The organism is Gordonia soli NBRC 108243, from assembly GCF_000334455.1.
Classification (GTDB): Bacteria; Actinomycetota; Actinomycetes; order Mycobacteriales; family Mycobacteriaceae; genus Gordonia; species Gordonia soli.
The window spans coordinates 1-18,444 of record NZ_BANX01000020.1; the positions used below are offsets into that span (position 1 = coordinate 1).

20 protein-coding genes are annotated in these 18,444 nt (G+C 68.5%); 5 read left to right on the forward strand and 15 right to left on the reverse strand.

What is annotated here, in order from left to right; all coding sequences use genetic code 11:
* From GS4_RS13790 to rimP, 4 genes are all read right to left on the reverse strand, one after another.
* On the reverse strand, positions 1-285 hold a 285-nt coding region (locus GS4_RS13790; protein WP_007621511.1), incomplete at its 3' end, for a translation initiation factor IF-2 N-terminal domain-containing protein.
* A gap of 102 nt (positions 286-387) precedes the next feature.
* Entirely contained in the window at positions 388-771 is a 384-nt protein-coding gene (locus tag GS4_RS13795) for a YlxR family protein (RefSeq protein WP_245555672.1), read from the reverse strand.
* Positions 772-815: 44 nt separating this feature from the next.
* Positions 816-1,856, reverse strand: coding sequence for a transcription termination factor NusA (gene nusA / locus GS4_RS13800; protein WP_007621515.1), 1,041 nt, complete (start codon positions 1,854-1,856; stop codon positions 816-818).
* A 106-nt stretch (positions 1,857-1,962) separates the two neighbouring features.
* Entirely contained in the window at positions 1,963-2,505 is a 543-nt protein-coding gene (gene rimP / locus GS4_RS13805) for a ribosome maturation factor RimP (RefSeq protein WP_007621517.1), read from the reverse strand.
* Positions 2,506-2,660: 155 nt separating this feature from the next.
* Here rimP and GS4_RS13810 point away from each other — a divergent pair, with 155 nt between their 5' ends.
* Positions 2,661-3,188, forward strand: a complete 528-nt coding sequence (locus GS4_RS13810) for a hypothetical protein (protein ID WP_007621519.1) — start codon at positions 2,661-2,663, stop codon at positions 3,186-3,188.
* Positions 3,185-3,619 carry a ferritin-like domain-containing protein gene (locus GS4_RS13815; RefSeq protein WP_007621522.1) on the forward strand — a complete coding sequence of 145 codons (435 nt, stop codon included), beginning with the start codon at positions 3,185-3,187 and terminating at the stop codon, positions 3,617-3,619. The genes GS4_RS13810 and GS4_RS13815 overlap by 4 nt, the downstream gene beginning before the upstream one ends.
* A 34-nt stretch (positions 3,620-3,653) precedes the next feature.
* Here GS4_RS13815 and GS4_RS13820 read toward each other — a convergent pair whose 3' ends face one another.
* From GS4_RS13820 to GS4_RS13830, 3 genes are all read right to left on the reverse strand, one after another.
* Positions 3,654-4,154: a hypothetical protein gene (locus GS4_RS13820; protein WP_007621523.1), complete on the reverse strand. Its 501-nt coding sequence runs from the start codon at positions 4,152-4,154 to the stop codon at positions 3,654-3,656.
* A gap of 36 nt (positions 4,155-4,190) precedes the next feature.
* Complete coding sequence (locus tag GS4_RS13825) at positions 4,191-5,270, reverse strand: DNA polymerase III subunit beta family protein (protein WP_007621525.1); 1,080 nt, start codon at positions 5,268-5,270, stop codon at positions 4,191-4,193.
* 93 nt (positions 5,271-5,363) lie between these two features.
* Complete coding sequence (locus GS4_RS13830; protein ID WP_169331482.1) at positions 5,364-5,987, reverse strand: RBBP9/YdeN family alpha/beta hydrolase; 624 nt, start codon at positions 5,985-5,987, stop codon at positions 5,364-5,366.
* Between the two features lie 75 nt (positions 5,988-6,062).
* Between GS4_RS13830 and GS4_RS13835 the strand changes: the two genes are divergently transcribed.
* Positions 6,063-6,452 (forward strand): MerR family transcriptional regulator, encoded by a 390-nt coding sequence (locus tag GS4_RS13835; RefSeq protein ID WP_007621528.1) that lies wholly within the window; start codon positions 6,063-6,065, stop codon positions 6,450-6,452.
* 111 nt (positions 6,453-6,563) lie between these two features.
* On the opposite strand, the gene GS4_RS13840 is transcribed toward GS4_RS13835, so the two are convergent.
* Positions 6,564-8,294 carry a proline--tRNA ligase gene (locus GS4_RS13840; RefSeq protein WP_040510540.1) on the reverse strand — a complete coding sequence of 577 codons (1,731 nt, stop codon included), beginning with the start codon at positions 8,292-8,294 and terminating at the stop codon, positions 6,564-6,566.
* Positions 8,295-8,411: 117 nt separating this feature from the next.
* Between GS4_RS13840 and yaaA the strand changes: the two genes are divergently transcribed.
* On the forward strand, positions 8,412-9,173 hold the full coding sequence (gene yaaA, locus GS4_RS13845) for a peroxide stress protein YaaA (protein ID WP_007621532.1): 762 nt from the start codon (positions 8,412-8,414) through the stop codon (positions 9,171-9,173).
* 43 nt (positions 9,174-9,216) lie between these two features.
* Here the strand turns inward: yaaA and GS4_RS13850 are convergent, their stop codons facing one another.
* The 4 genes from GS4_RS13850 to GS4_RS13865 all read right to left on the reverse strand — a co-directional run bounded on the left by GS4_RS13850 (position 9,217) and on the right by GS4_RS13865 (position 13,521).
* Positions 9,217-10,743, reverse strand: a complete 1,527-nt coding sequence (locus GS4_RS13850) for a DHA2 family efflux MFS transporter permease subunit (protein WP_007621534.1) — start codon at positions 10,741-10,743, stop codon at positions 9,217-9,219.
* 89 nt (positions 10,744-10,832) lie between these two features.
* A complete protein-coding gene (cobA, locus tag GS4_RS13855) occupies positions 10,833-12,110 on the reverse strand; it encodes a uroporphyrinogen-III C-methyltransferase (protein ID WP_007621536.1) in 1,278 nt (425 codons plus the stop codon).
* Positions 12,111-12,190: 80 nt separating this feature from the next.
* A complete protein-coding gene (locus tag GS4_RS13860) occupies positions 12,191-12,508 on the reverse strand; it encodes a hypothetical protein (protein WP_007621537.1) in 318 nt (105 codons plus the stop codon).
* Entirely contained in the window at positions 12,505-13,521 is a 1,017-nt protein-coding gene (locus GS4_RS13865) for an acyl-ACP desaturase (protein WP_007621539.1), read from the reverse strand. Before GS4_RS13865 ends, GS4_RS13860 begins: the two co-directional genes overlap by 4 nt.
* A gap of 149 nt (positions 13,522-13,670) precedes the next feature.
* Here GS4_RS13865 and GS4_RS13870 point away from each other — a divergent pair, with 149 nt between their 5' ends.
* Positions 13,671-14,342 (forward strand): response regulator, encoded by a 672-nt coding sequence (locus GS4_RS13870; protein ID WP_007621541.1) that lies wholly within the window; start codon positions 13,671-13,673, stop codon positions 14,340-14,342.
* A gap of 262 nt (positions 14,343-14,604) precedes the next feature.
* On the opposite strand, the gene GS4_RS13875 is transcribed toward GS4_RS13870, so the two are convergent.
* The 3 genes from GS4_RS13875 to cobO are packed head-to-tail and all read right to left on the reverse strand — an operon-like array spanning position 14,605 to position 18,429.
* Positions 14,605-16,248 carry a GAF domain-containing sensor histidine kinase gene (locus GS4_RS13875; protein WP_007621543.1) on the reverse strand — a complete coding sequence of 548 codons (1,644 nt, stop codon included), beginning with the start codon at positions 16,246-16,248 and terminating at the stop codon, positions 14,605-14,607.
* Positions 16,245-17,753, reverse strand: coding sequence for a cobyrinic acid a,c-diamide synthase CobB (locus tag GS4_RS13880; protein ID WP_007621545.1), 1,509 nt, complete (start codon positions 17,751-17,753; stop codon positions 16,245-16,247). Before GS4_RS13880 ends, GS4_RS13875 begins: the two co-directional genes overlap by 4 nt.
* Positions 17,754-17,811: 58 nt before the next feature.
* Positions 17,812-18,429: a cob(I)yrinic acid a,c-diamide adenosyltransferase gene (gene cobO / locus GS4_RS13885; RefSeq protein ID WP_007621547.1), complete on the reverse strand. Its 618-nt coding sequence runs from the start codon at positions 18,427-18,429 to the stop codon at positions 17,812-17,814.
* Between the last annotated feature and the right edge of the window lie 15 nt (positions 18,430-18,444).

Here is an 18,444-nt window from a genome sequence, read left to right on the forward strand (position 1 = left end):
ACCGGTGTCTGCCGGCTTCTCTGCTGCCGCCGGTGCCGGGCGCGGAGCGCCGGGCTTGGGCCCCGACGACGGTCGGGCACCGGGCTTTGCGCCGTCGGAGCGGCCACCCTTGGGAGCGCCGTCCTTGGCGGGGAACGATTCGCGGAGTCGACGGGCCACCGGGGCCTCGACGGTCGACGACGCGGATTTGACGAACTCGCCCTGATCCTTGAGTCGCTCGAGCACCTGCTTGCTCGTCACGCCCAGTTCTTTGGCCAGTTCATGCACGCGGGCCTTGCCTGCCACTGCTCTCCTCACTTGGAGGTCGAGCGGGGCTGCCCGCGCGACCTCGGTTTACGTCCGAAACGTGCTCATCGTGGGAACTTCACGGTGTGCTCATGTCTTCTGCTACCTGTTCTGGCCCGGGGACGGGCCTTCTCTGTCGGTGATCTCGCCGATCAACTCGGTGAGGTCGTCGGGCCGGACGGTCAGACCGGCGACCCGTAGTGCCGTCGCGAATGCCCTGCGCCGCACGGCCGCTGTCACGCATTCGGAGAGCGGGTGCAGCCAGGCACCTCGTCCCGGCATGGTTGTCGCGAGATCGACCACGATCGCCGGTCCGGAATCGCCGCCGACGGCGACCACCCGAACCAGTTCTGAAGCCTGTGCTCGCTGCCGACACCCGATACACATCCGGATCGGACCCGACGTCGCCGTGCCCTCTGTTCCAGAGGATTCGCCGTTGGTCGGAGCCGTACCGTTCCGGGTGGTCGACAGCTTTCGCTGAACCATCGATCAGTCTAGCGCGCCGGTGGCCCCGGACGACAACCGGCTGCTCACCCGGCGTGCCCGTCGGGATCGGCCTCGACGACCGCCGGCTCCTCGACGTCCGGCTGGGCGTCGGATCGGATGTCGATCCGCCACCCGGTCAGACGTGCCGCGAGACGCGCGTTCTGCCCCTCCTTGCCGATGGCGAGGGAGAGTTGGTAGTCGGGGACGACCACCCGCGCGGCCTTGGTCGCGGCGTCGACCACGGTCACCGACACGACCTTGGCGGGTGAGAGCGCATTGCCCACGAACACCGCGGGGTCGGTGTCGTAGTCGATGATGTCGATCTTCTCGCCCGCGAGTTCACTCATGACGTTGCGCACCCGCTGCCCCATCGGGCCGATGCAGGCGCCCTTGGCGTTGAGTCCGCCGACTCCGGTGTGGACCGCGATCTTGGAGCGGTGGCCGGCCTCACGCGCGACCGCGACGATCTCGACCGAACCGTCTTCGATCTCGGGCACCTCGAGGGAGAACAGTTTGCGCACCAGATTCGGGTGGGTCCGCGACAGCGTGATCTGCGGACCGCGCGCGCCACGTGCCACGCCGACCACATAGCACTTGATGCGGTCGCCGTGGGTGTAGCTCTCGCCCGGCACCTGCTCGGCGGGAGGGATGATGCCCTCTGCACTGTTGGCGTCGCTGCCGATCTGGACCACGATCATCCCGCGGGCATTGGCCCGAGCGTCCTGCTGCACCACTCCGCCGACGATCTCGCCCTCGTGGGTGACCAGGTCGCCGAAGTTCTTCTCGTTCTCTGCGTCGCGCAGACGCTGCAGGATCACCTGTCGTGCGGTCGTCGCAGCGATGCGGCCGAAGCCTTCCGGGGTGTCGTCGTACTCGTGCACGACCTCCCCGGTGTCGTCGACCTCCTGCGCCATCACGCGCACGGCACCGGTCTTGCGATTGACGTCGATGCGGGCGTGCGGGGCGAATCCGTCGGTGTGTCGGTAGGCGGTGATGAGGGCTGTCTCGATCGCGGTGATGACCGTGTCGATCGAGATCCCCTTGTCGGCCTCGATCATCCGCAGTGCGTTGATGTCGATGTTCATCTGGCGATGCTCCTATTCACTTGTCGACTCGTATTCTCTTGTCCCGCCGACTGTGTCATCACATCGGCGGAGTGGCCGCAGCGGCCATGATCGGTGGCGACCTCGGTCACTGTGCCGACTCCCGTCGGCGCGCGATCTCGTCGGCGTCCAGGCCGCATCGTTCGAGTTCGGCCGCACCGGGGCGACCGAACTCGATCTGCACGACCGCCGTGGCGATCGTGTCGAGGGCGATGTCGCGTTCGGAGATCCGCCCCTTGTCGGCGATCACGACGCGCACCTGCCCGTCGTCGACCTGCCCGACGCGACCGACGATCTGGCGAGCGCCGTCGTCGACGAGATCGATCGCTACGCGACGCCCCTGCGCCCGCCGCCAGTGCCGCGCGCGGGTCAGCGGCCGGTCGATACCCGGAGACGTCACCTCGAGGGTGTACGGCTCCTCGCCCAACGCATCGTCGGCGTCGAGCACCTCGGAGATCTCACGACTAAGGTCGGCCAGGACGTCCAGGTCGCCGCCACCGTCGCGGTCCACCACCACGGTCACGTCTCGTCGCTCTCCCGTACCGCTCAGCACCACGTCCTCGAGGTCGAAGCCGCGTGCCTCCACCACGGGGGCGACGAGGTCACTGACCTGCTCGGAACCGATGGGCATGTCGCTCTCCTCGTCTTCAGTTGTCCGGACACCCGTCGCCGGGCTGGCCCCTCGGGGATTGTCGAAGTTCTGGGCATACAGCCTAGAGGATCCGCGGACCCGTCCGCGCCACCGCGAATCCCCGCGCGTGCCCGCTCCGCCAGACGACTGGCATCATGGCTCGGGTGATCTCACCCCGCACCCCACTCGTGGACCGTCGGACGGTGCTCCAGGGCGGGCTCGTCGTGGCGACCGGCGTTCTCGGGTTGTCGCTCACCGGATGTGACAGTGGTCCCAGTGCCGAGCAGATCGCCGCCGAAGCACTTCTCCCCCTCGCCGACGCCGCACTGGCCGACGAGGAGACGGCCCGGACCCTCGGCCCCACGCTGCCCGAGTACTCCGCGGCACTGGGCGTGGTCGCCGAGCAGCGGGCACTACACGCCCGCTCTCTGCGTGAGGAGATCACCCGCCTCGATCAGGATGTGGCGGCACGGATCTCCGCGCCGGCATCGGCGTCTCCGACAGCGTCAGCACCGTCCGACACGAACGCGTCTCCGATCGACCTGGACGGATTCCGAACACGCCTGCGCGCCAACGCAGATGCCGCGGGTAGGGTCGCTGTCGACCTCGACGGCTACCGTGCCGGTCTGACCGGTTCGATCAGCGCGTCGGTGACCACACTGGTGGAGGTACAACTCGCATGAGTCCCACGACCGACGCGGTGGGGACGGCAGTCGACGCCGAGAACGCGGCGATCTTCACCTACGGGGTCACCACCGCGTTCACCACCGGGGCCACCCGGGCCCGCGTCGCCGAGTACATCGCCTCGCACCGCGCTCGCCGTGACGAGTTGAACCAGACACTGGTGAGTGCCGGAGCAGCCCAGCGGGATCCCGCACCCGGGTACACACTGCCGGTGTCCGTCGATGATGCACCGACGGCTCGGCGGGCAGCCCTCGCCGCCGAGACCGACTGCGCGGAGGCGTATCGCGCGATGCTGGAGACGGCCGACACACCTCAGGTCCGCAGACTGGCGCTCGACGGTCTGCGTGAGACCGCGGGACGCGCAGCGCAGTGGCGCCGCACGCTCGGGGTGCGGCCCACCACGGTCGCCTTTCCTGGCTCACCCCAGTGATCGTCGGGCTACCGCTCGGTCGGCCCGACACCGGTCAGCGAGTCGGGTCCGACTCGAGAGCTCCGGTCTCACCGGCGTCGACCGCAGCACCGACCCGGTCCACACCTGTCTGCACCAGACGGCCGTAGTCGTCGTCGGCGAGGACGCCCAGACGCTCTCTGGCCTGTGTCAGGTGCCGACGGGCAGTCTCGACGGCTCCGAGCCGCCGATGGTCGTCGGCGAGGTTGAGGTAGAGCGACGGATAGAAGCCGGCGACCCGGAGATCGTCGTGGTGATCACGCACCCGCGAATCGGTCAGCGAGTCCGCCGCGTCCAGTGCTCGCACATTCCACACCAGGGAGTCCGCGGGATGGTCCTGGAGGTCGGCGAGATGGTGCGCGACCGTGCAGCGGTGGAGCGCGTCGCCGTCCGGCCCGATCCGGGTCCAGATGTCGGTCAACGATGTTGCTGCGGAGTCGGTGTCGCCGGATCGGCCGACGGTCACCGCCTCCATGATCGCGGTCATCACCTGGTCTGCTCGGGATCGGTCGGTCATCGTGTGGTCCTCTCGTCGGAACGCGTGCGGTAGTGGTCAGTTGCTGTGCCCGATGGGCATGACGACGGTGGTGAGGTCGCCGGAATCGGCGGATGTGATCGTCAACGGTTGTGCGGCACCTCGGAATTCGAGCAGGACCTCGGCACCGGCCGTGGACACGAGTCCGGGGTGAACAGTGGTGATGTCGAACCAGATGTCGAGCGACGCACCGCTGGTCCGCGCTGACAATCGGTGCGCTGTCGCCGGGACAGAGTCACCCGCGACCACCAGTGTCGCTTCGTCCGTCCGCATCTGGATTCGCTCGGAGTCGATCGCCTCGACGGCGCGGACGAGCCGGGCCGCCTCCACGATCACGCTGGTCGTGACCGGCGCGAGGTCCGCCACCATCGCGCGGTAGTCGGGGAACGCGACATCGAGCAGACGGCAATCGAGTACCGCGCCGTTCGCGACACACAGTCGTGCCCGACGTTCGGCCACGCGTAGCTCGACACGTGCACTGCGTCGGAGCTGGGCGAGACCTGTCCGGAGATCCTCTGCGGCAAGTGTTCCCGACCAGGACCGGTGCACGCGATCCAGCACGGCCACAGTGCGGATGGCCAGGCGATAGCGGTCGGTTGCGGCCACCGTGATCTCGTCGTCGGCGACCGTCATGTGTACGGCGTCGAGCACCGGCAGTCCCTGGTCCCGGACGGTGGCCGATGCGACCTGATCCATCGCCGCGGCGAGCGCCGGGCCGCTGATCGTGACGACAGCGGTCTCGGCGAAGCCGTTCAGCGATTCGATGATGTCCGCCGACCTGACCCGCATCGCGAGGGTCGATTGTTCGACATCTCGGACATGCGCCTCGACGAGGCCGGCCGCGGTGACCGTCTCGGCGTCGAGGACCGCACGGGAATCGACGAGCGACACGCCGATCTCACGGAGTCGCCGCAGCAGGACTCCACGCTCGGTCTGGTCGGCGTCGTAGAACCGGTAGCCGGTGGCGTCATCGACGCGCACCGGCGTCAACAGGCCCGACTCGCCATAGAAGCGCAGTGCGCTGGGCGTCAACCCGGTCCGGCGCGCGAAGGCGCCGATGGGCATCTCGTCGTGGTCGCGCTCCTCGGATTCGCTCACCCCTTCATCGTGGACGTTCGAGCAGGGTGAAGGTCAACAGATGGCCGACGCTCAGGTGCCGCGGGCGGGCGCCGCACTGTGGGGGCTACGCCGTCAGGCGGCGCCGCAGAGGATGTCGAGCACCGGTTGCAGGCGGGTCACACCGTTGCTACCCAGGAAATGACCGGCGCCGGGGACCACACACACGGGTGCGCCCAGTGCCTCCGCGAACTCCTCGCTCTGCGCGGTGGACACGATCGGGTCGTCGTCGGAACGCATCACATGGGTGTGAACGGTCGCCGCTGCCACCGTCCGGAGGTCGACGTCGGTGAGGAAGGCGTCCAGACCGTCGGCGGTGAACGCGTCGAGGTCGGGCAGCCCCGACTCGGCGAGGGGGTCGGCGAACGGCGCGACGGCGACGAAGACACCGAGCCGGGCAGCCGGCACCGACCTCGCCAGCCGGAGGATCGCCTGCGCGGCGGTCACGCAACCCAGGCTGTGTGCGACCACCGCGGTCCGTTCGTCCAGATCGCCGATCGCTCGGGCGACGAGCGGGATCCAGGTCGCGGCATCGGGTCGGCTCGATGCCGGCAACTCGACGCGGTCGACGCGGTCGAGTCTGTCGGCCAACCAGGGAAACCAATGGTCGTCGATGCCGGCGCCGAAACCGTGGACGATGACGGTGCGCTCGATCTGCAGGCGGTCGGGATCGCGGTGGGTGTCTTCGGACGGCGTCATGCTCACGGGAACCGACACTAGGCGGTGACGCTAACGTGAAGGTCAACCCAGTGCCGAGCCATGGAGTCACAGGTCATGCAGATCACCGAGTTCGCCGATCGGGCCGGCGTGAGCCCCCGCGCGCTGCGTCACTACGAGGAGCAGGGGCTCCTCGCCCCGGATCGCACATCGTCGGGCTACCGCGTATACGCCGATGACGACCTGGTGACGGTGGCGCGTATCCGCATGATGATCGAGGCCGGACTCGGGACCGCGATCATCCGCCGGTACCTCGACTGCGTGCGTAGCGGTGTCGACGGCCTGGAGATCGAGATGTGCCCCGAGCTGCGTCGGGAGCTGGACGGCCTGGCCGCACGTCTCGACGACGAGGAAGCGGGCCTACACCGCCGCCGGAAGGCGCTCGAGCGGTTCTCGTCCGCGCCGCGACGCGTCGATCACACTCCCGTCTCCGTCGTGCGCTCCTGAGTCGCGGCCGCGTATCCGCCTTTCTGCGAACTCATTTCGCTCGCGCGACCTCAGCCGAGGTCGCGGAGACGAAGCGAGGTCGCGCCGACGGTCCGACAGCGCGTCCGGGCGTCAGCTCCGAACGGCGGCGACGACCTGGGCGACCGCGTCGCCGACGGGTACCTCGATCGCCTCGCCGCTGAAGCGGTCGCGGATCTCGACGGTTCCCGCGGCATAGCCGCGCCCGACGACGACCACCGTCGGCACACCCAGCAGCTCGGCGTCCTTGAACTTCACCCCCGGCGAGGCCTTTCGATCATCCAGGACCACGTCGAGTCCGGCCGAGTCGAGCTCCGCGGCGAGATCGTTGGCCCCGGTGACGGCGGCGTCGTCCTTGTTCGCGATCACCAGGTGAACGTCGAAGGGCGACACCGACTTCGGCCAGCGAAGCCCTTTGTCGTCGTGATGCTGCTCGGCGAGCACGGCGACGAGACGCGAGACGCCGACACCGTAGGAACCCATGGTGAGCCGGACCGGCTTGCCACTCTCCCCCAGCACGTCGACCTCGAAAGCCTCGGTGTACTTCTGACCGAGCTGGAAGATGTGGCCGATCTCGATTCCGCGCGCGGCGACCAGCGGCCCCTTGCCGTCCGGCGACGGATCACCGTCGACGACCTCAGCGGCCTCGATGGTCCCGTCCGGGGTGAAGTCGCGACCCGCGACCAGTCCGACTACGTGCCGACCCTGCTCGTCTGCGCCGGTTATCCACGACGTGCCGTCGGCCACCCGGGGATCCACCAGATAGCGAGCACCGTTGGCGGCCAGCGCCTTCGGTCCGATGTAGCCCTTGACCAGGAACGGGTTGGCAGCGAAGTCGGCGTCGGTCAGCAACTCGACCTCGGCCGGCTCCAACGACGCCTCGAGGCGCTTGAAATCGACCTCACGGCTACCCGGGACGCCGATGCCGGTGATCTGCCATTCGCCCCCCGGCTCACGCACCTTCACCAGCACGTTCTTCAGCGTGTCGGCCGCATCGTAGCTGCCGTCGAGGGTGGCGTTGGCCCAGGCGACCAGGGTCTCGATGGTCGGGGTGTCGGGGGTCTCGTGGACCACGGCCTCCGGCAGGTCGTCGAACGGCACCGGCTCGGGCGCAGGGGTCACGACCGCCTCGACGTTGGCGGCGTACCCGGACTCGATGCAGCGCACGTAGGTGTCCTCGCCCACCTCACTCTCGGCCAGGAATTCTTCCGATGCGCTGCCGCCCATCGCGCCGGACGTCGCCGCAACGATGACGTAGGCGACCTGCAGCCTGTCGAAGATGCGCTGGTAGGCCTCGCGATGTGCGTCGTAGGAGGCCTTCAGGCCGTCGTCGTCGAGGTCGAAGGAATACGAGTCCTTCATGACGAATTCGCGGCCGCGGAGGATTCCGGCGCGTGGCCGCTCCTCGTCGCGGTACTTCGTCTGGATCTGGTAGAGCGTGACCGGCAGATCCTTGTATGACGAGTACTCGCTCTTGACCAGCAACGAGAACAACTCCTCGTGCGTCGGACCGAGCAGCATGTCCACGCCCTTGCGGTCCTTGATCCGGAAGAGCGCGTCGCCGTATTCGGTCCATCGGCCGGTGGTGTCGTACGGCTCGCGCGGCAACAGGGCGGGCAGCAGGATCTCCTGACCGCCGATGGCGTTCATCTCCTCGCGCACGACCTTCTCGACCGCCTTGAGGACCCGCAGACCGAGCGGCAGCCAGGAGTACACGCCCGGCGCGGCTCGACGCACGTATCCGGCACGCACCAGTAACTTGTGGCTGGGCACCTCTGCGTCGGCCGGGTCGTCACGCAGCGTGCGCAGGAACAGGGTCGACATCCGAGTGATCACGAGAGGTCAGCTTAGTTGCCGCACCGTGGCGGGACACCAACGGCGTCGCCGACAACGGCGGACGGCCGCTCGAGTCGCCTGCCGAGTGGTCGATAGGGTGTGGCGGTGCTCGTTCTGCTGCCGCCTTCCGAGACCAAGGCCGACGGAGGTCGAGGTGCTCCGCTCGATCTCGACACACTCGCCTTCGGCGAACTCACGCCGATCCGCAAACAGGTCGCCGATGCAGTCGTAACGCTCGCCGCGGACCTCGACGCGAGCCGGGCAGCGCTCGGACTCGGACTCGGTCAGCTCGCCGAGATCGACCGCAACGCCGAACTCTGGGTCTCCCCCACGATGCCGGCGATACGTCGCTACACCGGCGTGCTCTACGACGCCCTCGACTTCACCTCGCTGACGCGCTCGGCCAAGGTCAAGGCCGGGGATCGACTCGCCATCGGGTCGGCGATGTTCGGCGTGGTGTCGGCGACCGACCTGATCCCCGCCTACCGTCTGTCCGGTGGCAGCAAACTTCCTGACCTGCCGACGCTCACCTCGCTGTGGAAGCCCGCGCTCACGCCCGCGCTGGCCGATCTCGACGATTTCATCGTCGACCTTCGCTCAGGCATCTACCAGCAGCTCGGCCCGGTACCCGGTGCCGTCACCGCCGGCGTGGTCAGCGAGGCACCTGACGGTTCACGAAAAGTCGTGAGTCACTTCAACAAGCATCACAAGGGCTTGATGGCTCGCGAGCTGGTGCAGACTCGTCGACGGGTGCGTGACATCAACGGTGTCGCGGCTGTGCTCGCCGATGCCGGGCAACGTGTGGAGATCACCTCACCCACCGAGATCGTGGTGGTCACCGACCAACCGGCGCCCGCACGTCGCTGACTGCGACCGCATCGGCACTACCCGACGGCGGGCGGATGAGCCGTCACTGCGGTCGGCGCGCGGTGTCCTCGACATCGAGAGTGGCGTTGGCCGCCTCCTGCGCGGCCTGCCCCTCGGCGACCTCTTCCGGCGTGAATCGCATGAACACGACCACGACCGCGGCCAGCACCGCGATCACGGCACACGAAGCGAATGCGAGGCCGTAGCCCTCCGCCAACGCGCTCAACTGCGCGTCGTTCATGTTCTCGACCGGGCCGGTGGTTCCGCCCGCGGACAGGGTGCGGGAGGTGACGAGCGCACCGACCGCCACCAGCCCGACGGCGCCGCCGAGGTTCTGTGCCACCTGGGCCAGCGCGGTCAGCGGCCCGATCTCGGTCGGCGCCACGCCCGCGACGACCGACAGCGTCAACGGGATCACGGCCAACCCCACACCGAAGCCGATCACGACGACCGGTAACCCGATGCTCGGGAAGTAGGCGGGTGAGGTCGTGGCGATCGACGCAGCGAACAGGCAACCGACCAGCAACACCGCACCACCGGCCAGGACCAGCCAGCGCGGTTGGATCATCAACGCGAGCTTGGAGGCGATGGCCGCGGCGATGCCCAGTCCGAAGGCGAACGGCACGACGGCCAACCCGCTCTGGATCGGCGAGTACTTGAGGATGCCCTGCAGGTACTGCGAGATGAACACCGCCATACACATCATGATCGCGCTGGCGAGCAGGATCGAGACGAGTGCAGCGACGCGATTCTTGTTGTCGAAGAGCACGAACGGGAGGATCGGATTGCTCGCGCGACGCTCGACCGCGACGAATGCGATCAGCGCGAGACCACCGAGCACGAAGGCGCTGATCACGAGGGGGCTGGCCCAGCCGTTCGGACCTTCGTTGACACCGAGGACCAGCAGCGTCGCACCTGCCGTCCCGAGCACTGCGCCCGGGATGTCGAGTGCCATCCGTTCACCCTGGGACTCCCTCAGCGCGGCGAAGGCGCCGAGCACCACGACCACGCCGATCGGCACGTTGATCAGGAACACCAGTCGCCAGGACACCTCGGTGAGGACGCCACCGAGGATCAGTCCGGCAACCGATCCGACACCGGTCATCGCGGCGTAGACGGCAAACGCCTGGCTACGGGCCTTGCCGGGAGCGAAGGTCGTCGCGACCAATGCCATCGCGGTCGGGGCGGCGATGGCGGCCGACGCACCCTGCAGGGCGCGGCCGATCACCAGACTGGCCTCGTTCCAGGCCAGACCGCACAGCAGAGAGGTGAGTGTGAAGGCGACGACACCGACGATGAACATGCGCTTGCGCCCGAACGTGTCCCCCAGTCGTCCGCCGAGGAGCATGAGCCCGCCGAACGCGAGAACGTAGGCACTGATGATCCAGTTGGCCCCGGATTCCGACAGTTCGAGGGCACCCCGGATGCGCGGAAGCGCCAGAGCCGCCACCGTGCCGTCGAGCACCAGCAGCAACTGCATGCCACTGATGACGAAGATCGCCGGCCCGAAGACCCGCTGCTGACCGCCGATGATCCCCTGCGCCGCGTCCGACGCTCCCGAAGTGGCCATAGGCAGCGACGGTACCGCCCACCGTTGCGAAGATGCCAATCTTCGTTGTCGAACCGGTGATGTCGATCCGGGTGAGCGACGGGTCGGTGTCAGGGCTGGTGAGCACGCTCGGCGTCGCTGAACCCGGCGACGTCGCCGATGACGACGATGGCCGGTGGCCGCAGGTTCTCCGCGGCCGCCACCTGCGCGGCCGAACCCAGGTCGGTCCGCAGGACGCGCTGGGTGGGCAGCGATCCGTTCTCGATCATCGCGACCGGGGTGTCGGCCGGGCGGCCACCGTCGAGCAGCGCCGACGTGAAGACGTCGACCCGTTCCACGGCCATCATCAGCACCAAGGTGCCACGCAGTCGGCCCAATGCCGGCCAGTCGATGAGCGAGTCGGGATGGTCGGGCGGGACGTGTCCGGAAGCGATGACGACCTCGTGGGTGACACCGCGGTGGGTGACCGGCACGCCCGCGGCGGCCGGGGCCGCGATGGCGCTGGTGACGCCGGGGACGACCGTGACCGGGACCCCGGCCTCGACACAGGCCTGCAGTTCCTCGAAACCGCGGCCGTAGACATACGGGTCGCCGCCCTTGAGGCGTACGACGAACTTGCCCTCCTGCGCGCGGTCGACGAGGACCTGGTTGATGGCCTCCTGCTTCATCGCTCGGCCGTAGGGGACCTTTGCGGCATCGATGATCTCGACCTGCGGACCGAGTGCAGCGAGCAGTTCCGGCGGCGCGAGGCGATCGGCGACCACCACGTCGGCGTCGGCCAGCAGACGCTGGCCCCGCACGGTGATCAGGTCGGGATCGCCGGGACCGCCACCGACGAGCGCGACTCCCGCCGCTCGGGGCGCGTCGTCCTCGACGGTCAGCGAACCGTCGGCGAGTGCCTTGCCGATCGCGGCGCGCATCGCTGCCGAGATGCGGTGGTCACCACTCGCGAGGACGCCGTACTGGACGTCACGATGACGTCCCGACGCCGGCGTGACCGCGGTACCGAACCGCGCGTCGTCGGCACGGACACAGAAGGTGTGTCGACGTTCGGCCTCGGCCACCACCGCCGCATTGACCTCGGGATCGTCGGTGCAGGCCATCGCGTACCAGGCGCCGTCGAGGTCACCGTCCCGGTATGCCCGTCGCGACACGGTGATCCCGGGAAACGACTCGACCGCAGGGGTCGGGTCGACTGCGATCACGTAGACGTCGGCGCCCGACGCCACCAGGTTCGGGAGTCGCCGTTGCGCGACGGAGCCCCCGCCGACGACCACCACTCGACGACCGTCGAGGTCGAGACCGACCAGGTAGTGACCGCGTGCCGCGGACGGCACCGATCGTGGATCGGGCTCGACGGGTTCGGTCGCCGGTGGCACATCGGACATGACCAACGAGCCTACCGAGCCTGCGGCATCGTGCAGGGTTCGGACGCCGGATGCTCGTTCCGTCGCACTGCACGAGCGCGTCAGAGCGCGAGATCGCCGGATCGTCGGACGCGGTCCCACATGTCGGCGACCGGCACACCGGCGCGGTGCGCGGCCGCCCGGACCGCGTCCGCGAGCAGCATCGACGCCGCATACTCGCCGACCGTCGGGTCAGCGGTGTGGGCACGGATCTCGTTCCACCAGCTGATGTTCCCGCATCCGGCGGCCTCGGCCATCGAGATGGCGGTGTCGAACCCCGGTAGTCGGGCGGCAGCCGACTGCCGAGCCTCCACACCGTGCTCACCTGCCCCCGTCAGGTCAGCCTGTGCGTTTCCGGCGGCCTCCCACACCACGGTCATCGGAGTCCCCCGTTGCGTTCGCCGCCGACGCCACGGGCGCGCTGACGGGCGAGCGCTCGCTCGCGCGACTCCTCGAACCGCACGACCGCGGCCGCCATGTCCTCGAGGTATGCGGCGAGTTCCTCGCGATGCTGCTCCCCCGTGGGCCCGAAGTCGTCGCGCTCGAAGATCCGCCACTTGCGCAGCACCGGCATCACCACCTCCGAGAGGTGTTGCGGTAGATCGTAGATCCCGCCCTTCGCGATGAGCACCGCGTTACGTCGGAAGTTCGGCATGGTGGCGCCCGGCATCTGGAAGTTGGCGACGATCGCATGGATGGCCGCCATGGCCTGATCGGGTACGAGGTCGAGGGCTCCGGCCACGATGTTCCGATAGAAGAGCATGTGCAGGTTCTCGTCGGCCGCGACCCGCTGAAGCATCCGATCGGCGATCGGATCACCACACGCCTTGCCGGTGTTGCGGTGACTGACCCGGGTCGCGAGTTCCTGGAAACTCACATAGGCGACCGCGCAGAGCATGTCGAGGCTGTGGTCACGCTGCCCGTCGTCGTCCGGCAGTGGGTCGAAGCCGGAAGTCATGTGCGCCATCCGCAGACGTTCGAGTTCCACCGGGTCGACCCCACGGGTCACCACCAGGTAGTCGCGCATCACCGTCGAATGCCGCATCTCCTCGGCGGTCCATCGACCGACCCAGAAGCCCCACGCGTCGTCGAGACTGAAGTTGTCGGCTATCACCCGGTGATACGACGGCAGATTGTCCTCGGTGAGCAGGTTCGTGATCATCGCGGCTCTCGCCGTCTCCGACAGTCGCGACTCGGCGGGGTCCCAGTCGTGTCCACCGAGGGCCGCGAAGTTGCGGCCGTCGTCCCACGGCACGTAGTCGTGCGGATGCCAGTCCTTGGTCATCCGCATGTGGCGGTCGACCTCGGTCTCGCACACCGGTAACAGTTCGGTCAGCAGATCCGACCCCGACATCGAGGGCAGCTCGGCATGTGGATCGACGAGCATCGTCATGGGTCTCTCCTGCTCAGAGGGTGTGAAGGTGATCTGAGTCCACTGTCGCCCCGGTCGTGTGCCTGCGGCATGGGCCGAAGGTCCCGATCTTGCGGGACGACGGTCACGTCCGCTGCGTGGCCGGCCCGGGCGGCGGTAGCGTTCGCGTCATGAGCTCCACCCAGCCCCCGACCGACCGGCCCGTCCGGGTATTCCTCGTCGACGACCACGAACTCGTACGCCGAGGACTCCGGGATCTGCTGGGCACGGCATCCGACGTCGAGGTGATCGGAGAGGCGGCGTCGGTCGCGGAGGCAGCGGTCGGAATCGGGGCGTCGGTCCCCGATGTGGCGGTTCTCGACGTCCGGCTCCCCGACGGCAACGGGGTCGAACTGTGCCGCGACGTGCGGGCGGCGCACCCAGAGGTGCGGTGTCTGATGTTGACCAGCTACGCAGACGACGAGGCCCTACTCGCCGCGGTACTCGCGGGTGCATCCGGATTCGTTCTCAAGCAGATCCTCGGCCAGGATCTCGTCGCTGCAGTCAGAACAGTCGGGCACGGCGGCTCTCTGCTCGACGATCGGAGCACTCGTGCGCTCCTGGATCGTCTGCGGGACAGCCAGAATCCGCGCACCGACCCCCTGGCGGAGCTGACCGACCAGGAGCGGCAGGTCTTCGAACTCATCGGCGAGGGGCTCACCAACCGACAGATCGCCGCGCGGATGTTTTTGGCGGAGAAAACGATCAAGAACTACGTGTCCCGCGTGCTGTCCAAACTCGACATGCAACGCCGCACCCAGGTCGCGGTTCTCGCCACCGAGCTGCGCGACGACCGGCGCTGAGCCGAGCGCGACTGCAGAGCGCGTGATCTTGTTCCCGTGCGTCAGTCGGCGGGTCCCCAACGCGCAAAGAGAGCCGGTTCGAGTTCTTCGGGATCGAGCCCCGTGATCGCCTGCCGCAGACCGATTGTGACGACCCTACGACGCTTTGTTTCGCGGTACCAGATCCGTACCGCTCATGCGCGCGAATGCAGATCGAGTCGTCATCGACGTGCAGTTCAAGCCGACAGCGATAACCGGCGCTGAACCCAGCACCTGCGCACAGCTAACCCGTCAACGGAATCGTCCAGGTGAGGGTGGTGCCCGACGGCCCGCGCCCACCTCGGGGCGTGGTCACCACGGTGAACGTGCCGTCGCACTGTTCTGCGCGCCGCGTGAGGTTGTCGAGGCCGCGATAGGTCACGTCGGGAGCGATCCCGACACCGTCGTCGCTGATCTCGATCACCAGTACGTCATCCGCGCTCACCGACACCTCGATGCGATCGGCGTCGGCATGCCGGAGCGCATTGCTCAGCCCCTCGCGGAGCACCGCGTCGACATGCGGACCGACCGAGGCGGGCACGAGCGTGTCGACCGGTCCTGCGAAAGCGACACCCGGCGCCGTCGGGGCATGGACGGCCAACTCGGCGACGATGTCGAGGACCCGGCGGCGCAGGGTTGCGGAGTCGGATCGGTCGGCGTCGGTCTGCAGGTCGAAGATCGACGTCCGGATCTGGGCGATCGTCCGATCGAGATCGCCTATGACCTGCTGCAGCCTCTCGGCGGCAGGTTCACCGATCGCTCCCGGCTCGGAGGCGGCCAGCACCGACTGGATCGACATCCCGACGGCGAACAACCGCTGGATCACGTGATCGTGCAGGTCGCGCGCGATCCGGTGGCGGTCCTCACCACGCTCCAGATCACGTGCGAGCTGCTGTTGTTCGGCGTAGGCGACGGCGAGTGAGGCCACCTCCGCGACACCCGCCAGCCCGGCGACGTCCTCGTCGTCCCAGCTGCGACGATCGCGGTGGGTCACCACGATCGCGCCGAAGGTTCCCGATGCCCGCTGCAGCGGGACGATCGTCGCCCATTCGGCCGACCTCCGGACGAGGATTTGGGGCACGCTGTCCGCGGGGACCACGGTCTGTCGGGTGATGCCCGGCAACGACAGGGGCTCCGCCGGCGCGGGCGGATCTCCGGTGTGCGCGCGGACCCGCAGATGATCGGGATCGCCGGTCAGGAGCATCACATCGACTGCGGACGTCAGCTCAGCGACGTCGATGCAGAGACGAGACACGGTGTCGTCCAACGAGATACCTGCGAGCGGCTCGGACCCGCGCCGGGCGAGTACCTGCATCCACCGATGCCGCGTGCGCGCACGCTCGAACAGCCGCGCGTTGTCGACCGCGATCCCCGCGGCGACGGCCAGCACACCGACCAGGGCCTCGTCCGATTCGCTGAACTCGACCCCGCCCCGCTTCTCGGTCAGGTAGATGCTGCCGAAGACATCGCCACGCACGATGATCGGAGCGCCCAGGAACGTCGTCATCGGCGGATGCCCCGCTGGGAAGCCCACCGATGCGGGATGCGCCGACAACTCCGGGATACGTTGCACCCGTGGCTGTTCGATGAGTTCACCGAGCACACCCCGCCCCACCGGGAGGTGACCCATCCGCGCGCGCTGCGCAGGTGTGATGCCGATGTGGACGAACGCGCTGAGGCCACCGTTGCGGCCACGGACCCCGAGAGCGCCGTACCGGGCGTCGAGGACACCCGCCGCCACCTCCACGATGCGTTGCAGCGCGTCGTCGAGTTCGAGGCCCTGCCCGACCACCAGGACCGCCTCGAGCAGGTCGGCAAGCACGGCCGGGTCCTCGACGCCGCGGGTCCGTAGGGCCGCGAGCGCCGAATGCAGATTTCGGGTGGTCATCGCCGGGTCGAGTCGACCGACGGAACCGGCGGTTCCGACGCCCGACCGGCAACGCGACCCCGTGCGACCTCGCGCGCCCGACGGACCAGCCGCAGGATCGCCCCCGGATGGGCTGCCGGATGAAGATGGAGATACGACGCGTGGACGCCCTCGGATACCGCCCCGTGTGTGCCCGACCGACCGGCATTGTCGCGCCACGCCCATGCCGGATTCGTGGGACCCCCTGACGCCGAGGGTGCCGGCTCGACCGTGCTGCGGTGGAACTCGTGACCTGTCGCCCGGGTTCCGACGTCGAACTCGACCGAGCCGGTGACCGCCACCGCGTCGCGATAACCGAGTGTCAGCGTCGAGCCGAACCGCCCGACGAGCGGGAGCACCCCGGTCATCTGGTGTCCGTCCAGTTCTCTGGTGAGATACAGCAGGCCTGCGCATTCGGCGTAGATCGGTCGTCCGCCCATCGCATGGGCCGAGATGTCCGCCCGCAGTCGGTCGTTCGCCGACAGTTCGGCTGCGTGCTCCTCTGGGAAGCCTCCACCGATCACCACGGCCCCCGTGTCCGGCGGCAGACGATCGGTCAGCGGATCGAATCCGACGACCGTGGCACCGGCTGCGGTCAGCAACTCGACGTGTTCGGCGTAGCCGAAGGTGAACGCGGCACCTCCTGCGACGGCCACCAGCGGCTCGCCGTCCTGCACCGATCCCGCTGTCGCGCCGACCGTTTCGACAGGTTCGCCGACGGCGTCCGCGGCCGACCATGCGGGTCCGTCCGGATGCCGCCGCCCGCGGGCAGCCGCGACGATGGCATCGAGGTCGAGGACGCCACCCACGGTGGCCGTCATCGCGTCCACGGCGCGGATGGCATCGGTGCTGCGTTCCGCGGCCGGGATCAGACCGAGATGGCGTGACGGGACCGTCAACGCCGGGTCACGCCGCAAGACGCCGAGGACCGGCAGACCCACCCGTGCGCAGGATTCCCGGAGCACCGACTCGTGACGCGGTGAACCGACCCGGTTGAGGATCACGCCGACTATCCGCACCGACGATTCGTAGGACAGGAAACCGTGTAGGAGTGCGGCGATGGACTGACTGTGGCCCGCGGCGTCGACGACCAGGACCACCGGTGCACCGAGCAGCCGGGCGACGTGAGCAGTCGATCCGAGACCGATGGGATCGGCATCGGGACCGCCGGCAGCGGGGTCGGCGTCGACGATCCGGCCGTCGAACAGTCCCATCACGCCCTCGACGACGGCGATGTCCGCGCCTGTCGAGCCGTGGGCGAACAGCGGTCGGATCAGGTCCTCGCCCACCAGGTTCGGGTCCAGGTTGCGGCCCACCCGACCGGCGGCGACGGCGTGATAACCGGGATCGATGTAGTCGGGACCGACCTTGAAGGGCGCCACACGATGCCCCGCCGAGCGCAGCGCGCCGATGAGACCGGTCGTCACCGTGGTCTTGCCGCTGCCCGACGAGGGCGCGGCGATGACCACGGTCGGGATGCCGCTCACCGCGATCTCATCCACGGGTTCGCACGTCTCGTCCCCATCGAGACGACATCGTTCGGCGTCACCACTCGATGCCCTTCTGACCCTTGCGGCCGGCATCCATCGGGTGGGCGACCTTGCGCATTTCGGTGACGAGGTCGGCCGCGGCGATCAGCTCGGACGGCGCTCGGCGCCCGGTGATGACGACATGTTGGCGGCCGGGACGGTCCCGCAGGGTCGCGACGACCTCGGCGGTGTCGACCCACCCCCAGTCCAACGGGTAGGTGAACTCGTCCAGAACGTAGAAGTCGTGTTGCTCGTCGGCGATCCGCCGACTGATCTCCGCCCACCCGGCTTGCGCCGCGGCGGCGTGGTCGTCGGCATGTTCGGCGTTGGCCCGCAACCACGACCAGCCCTGCCCCATCTTGTGCCATTCGACCGGGGCGCCGTTGCCGGTCTGCCGGTGGACCTCGTCCAGGGAGAGCATGACCGACTCCTCCCCCACCTTCCACTTGGCACTCTTGACGAACTGGAACACCGCCACCCGGAGCCCGGCGTTCCAGGCCCGCATCGCCATGCCGAACGCCGCCGTCGACTTGCCCTTGCCGTCACCGGTGTGGACTGCGAGCACCGGCTGATTGCGCCGCTGGCGGGTGGTCAACCCATCGGCGGGAACATTGTCCGGAACACCTTGCGGCACTGTCTCTCCTGCGGT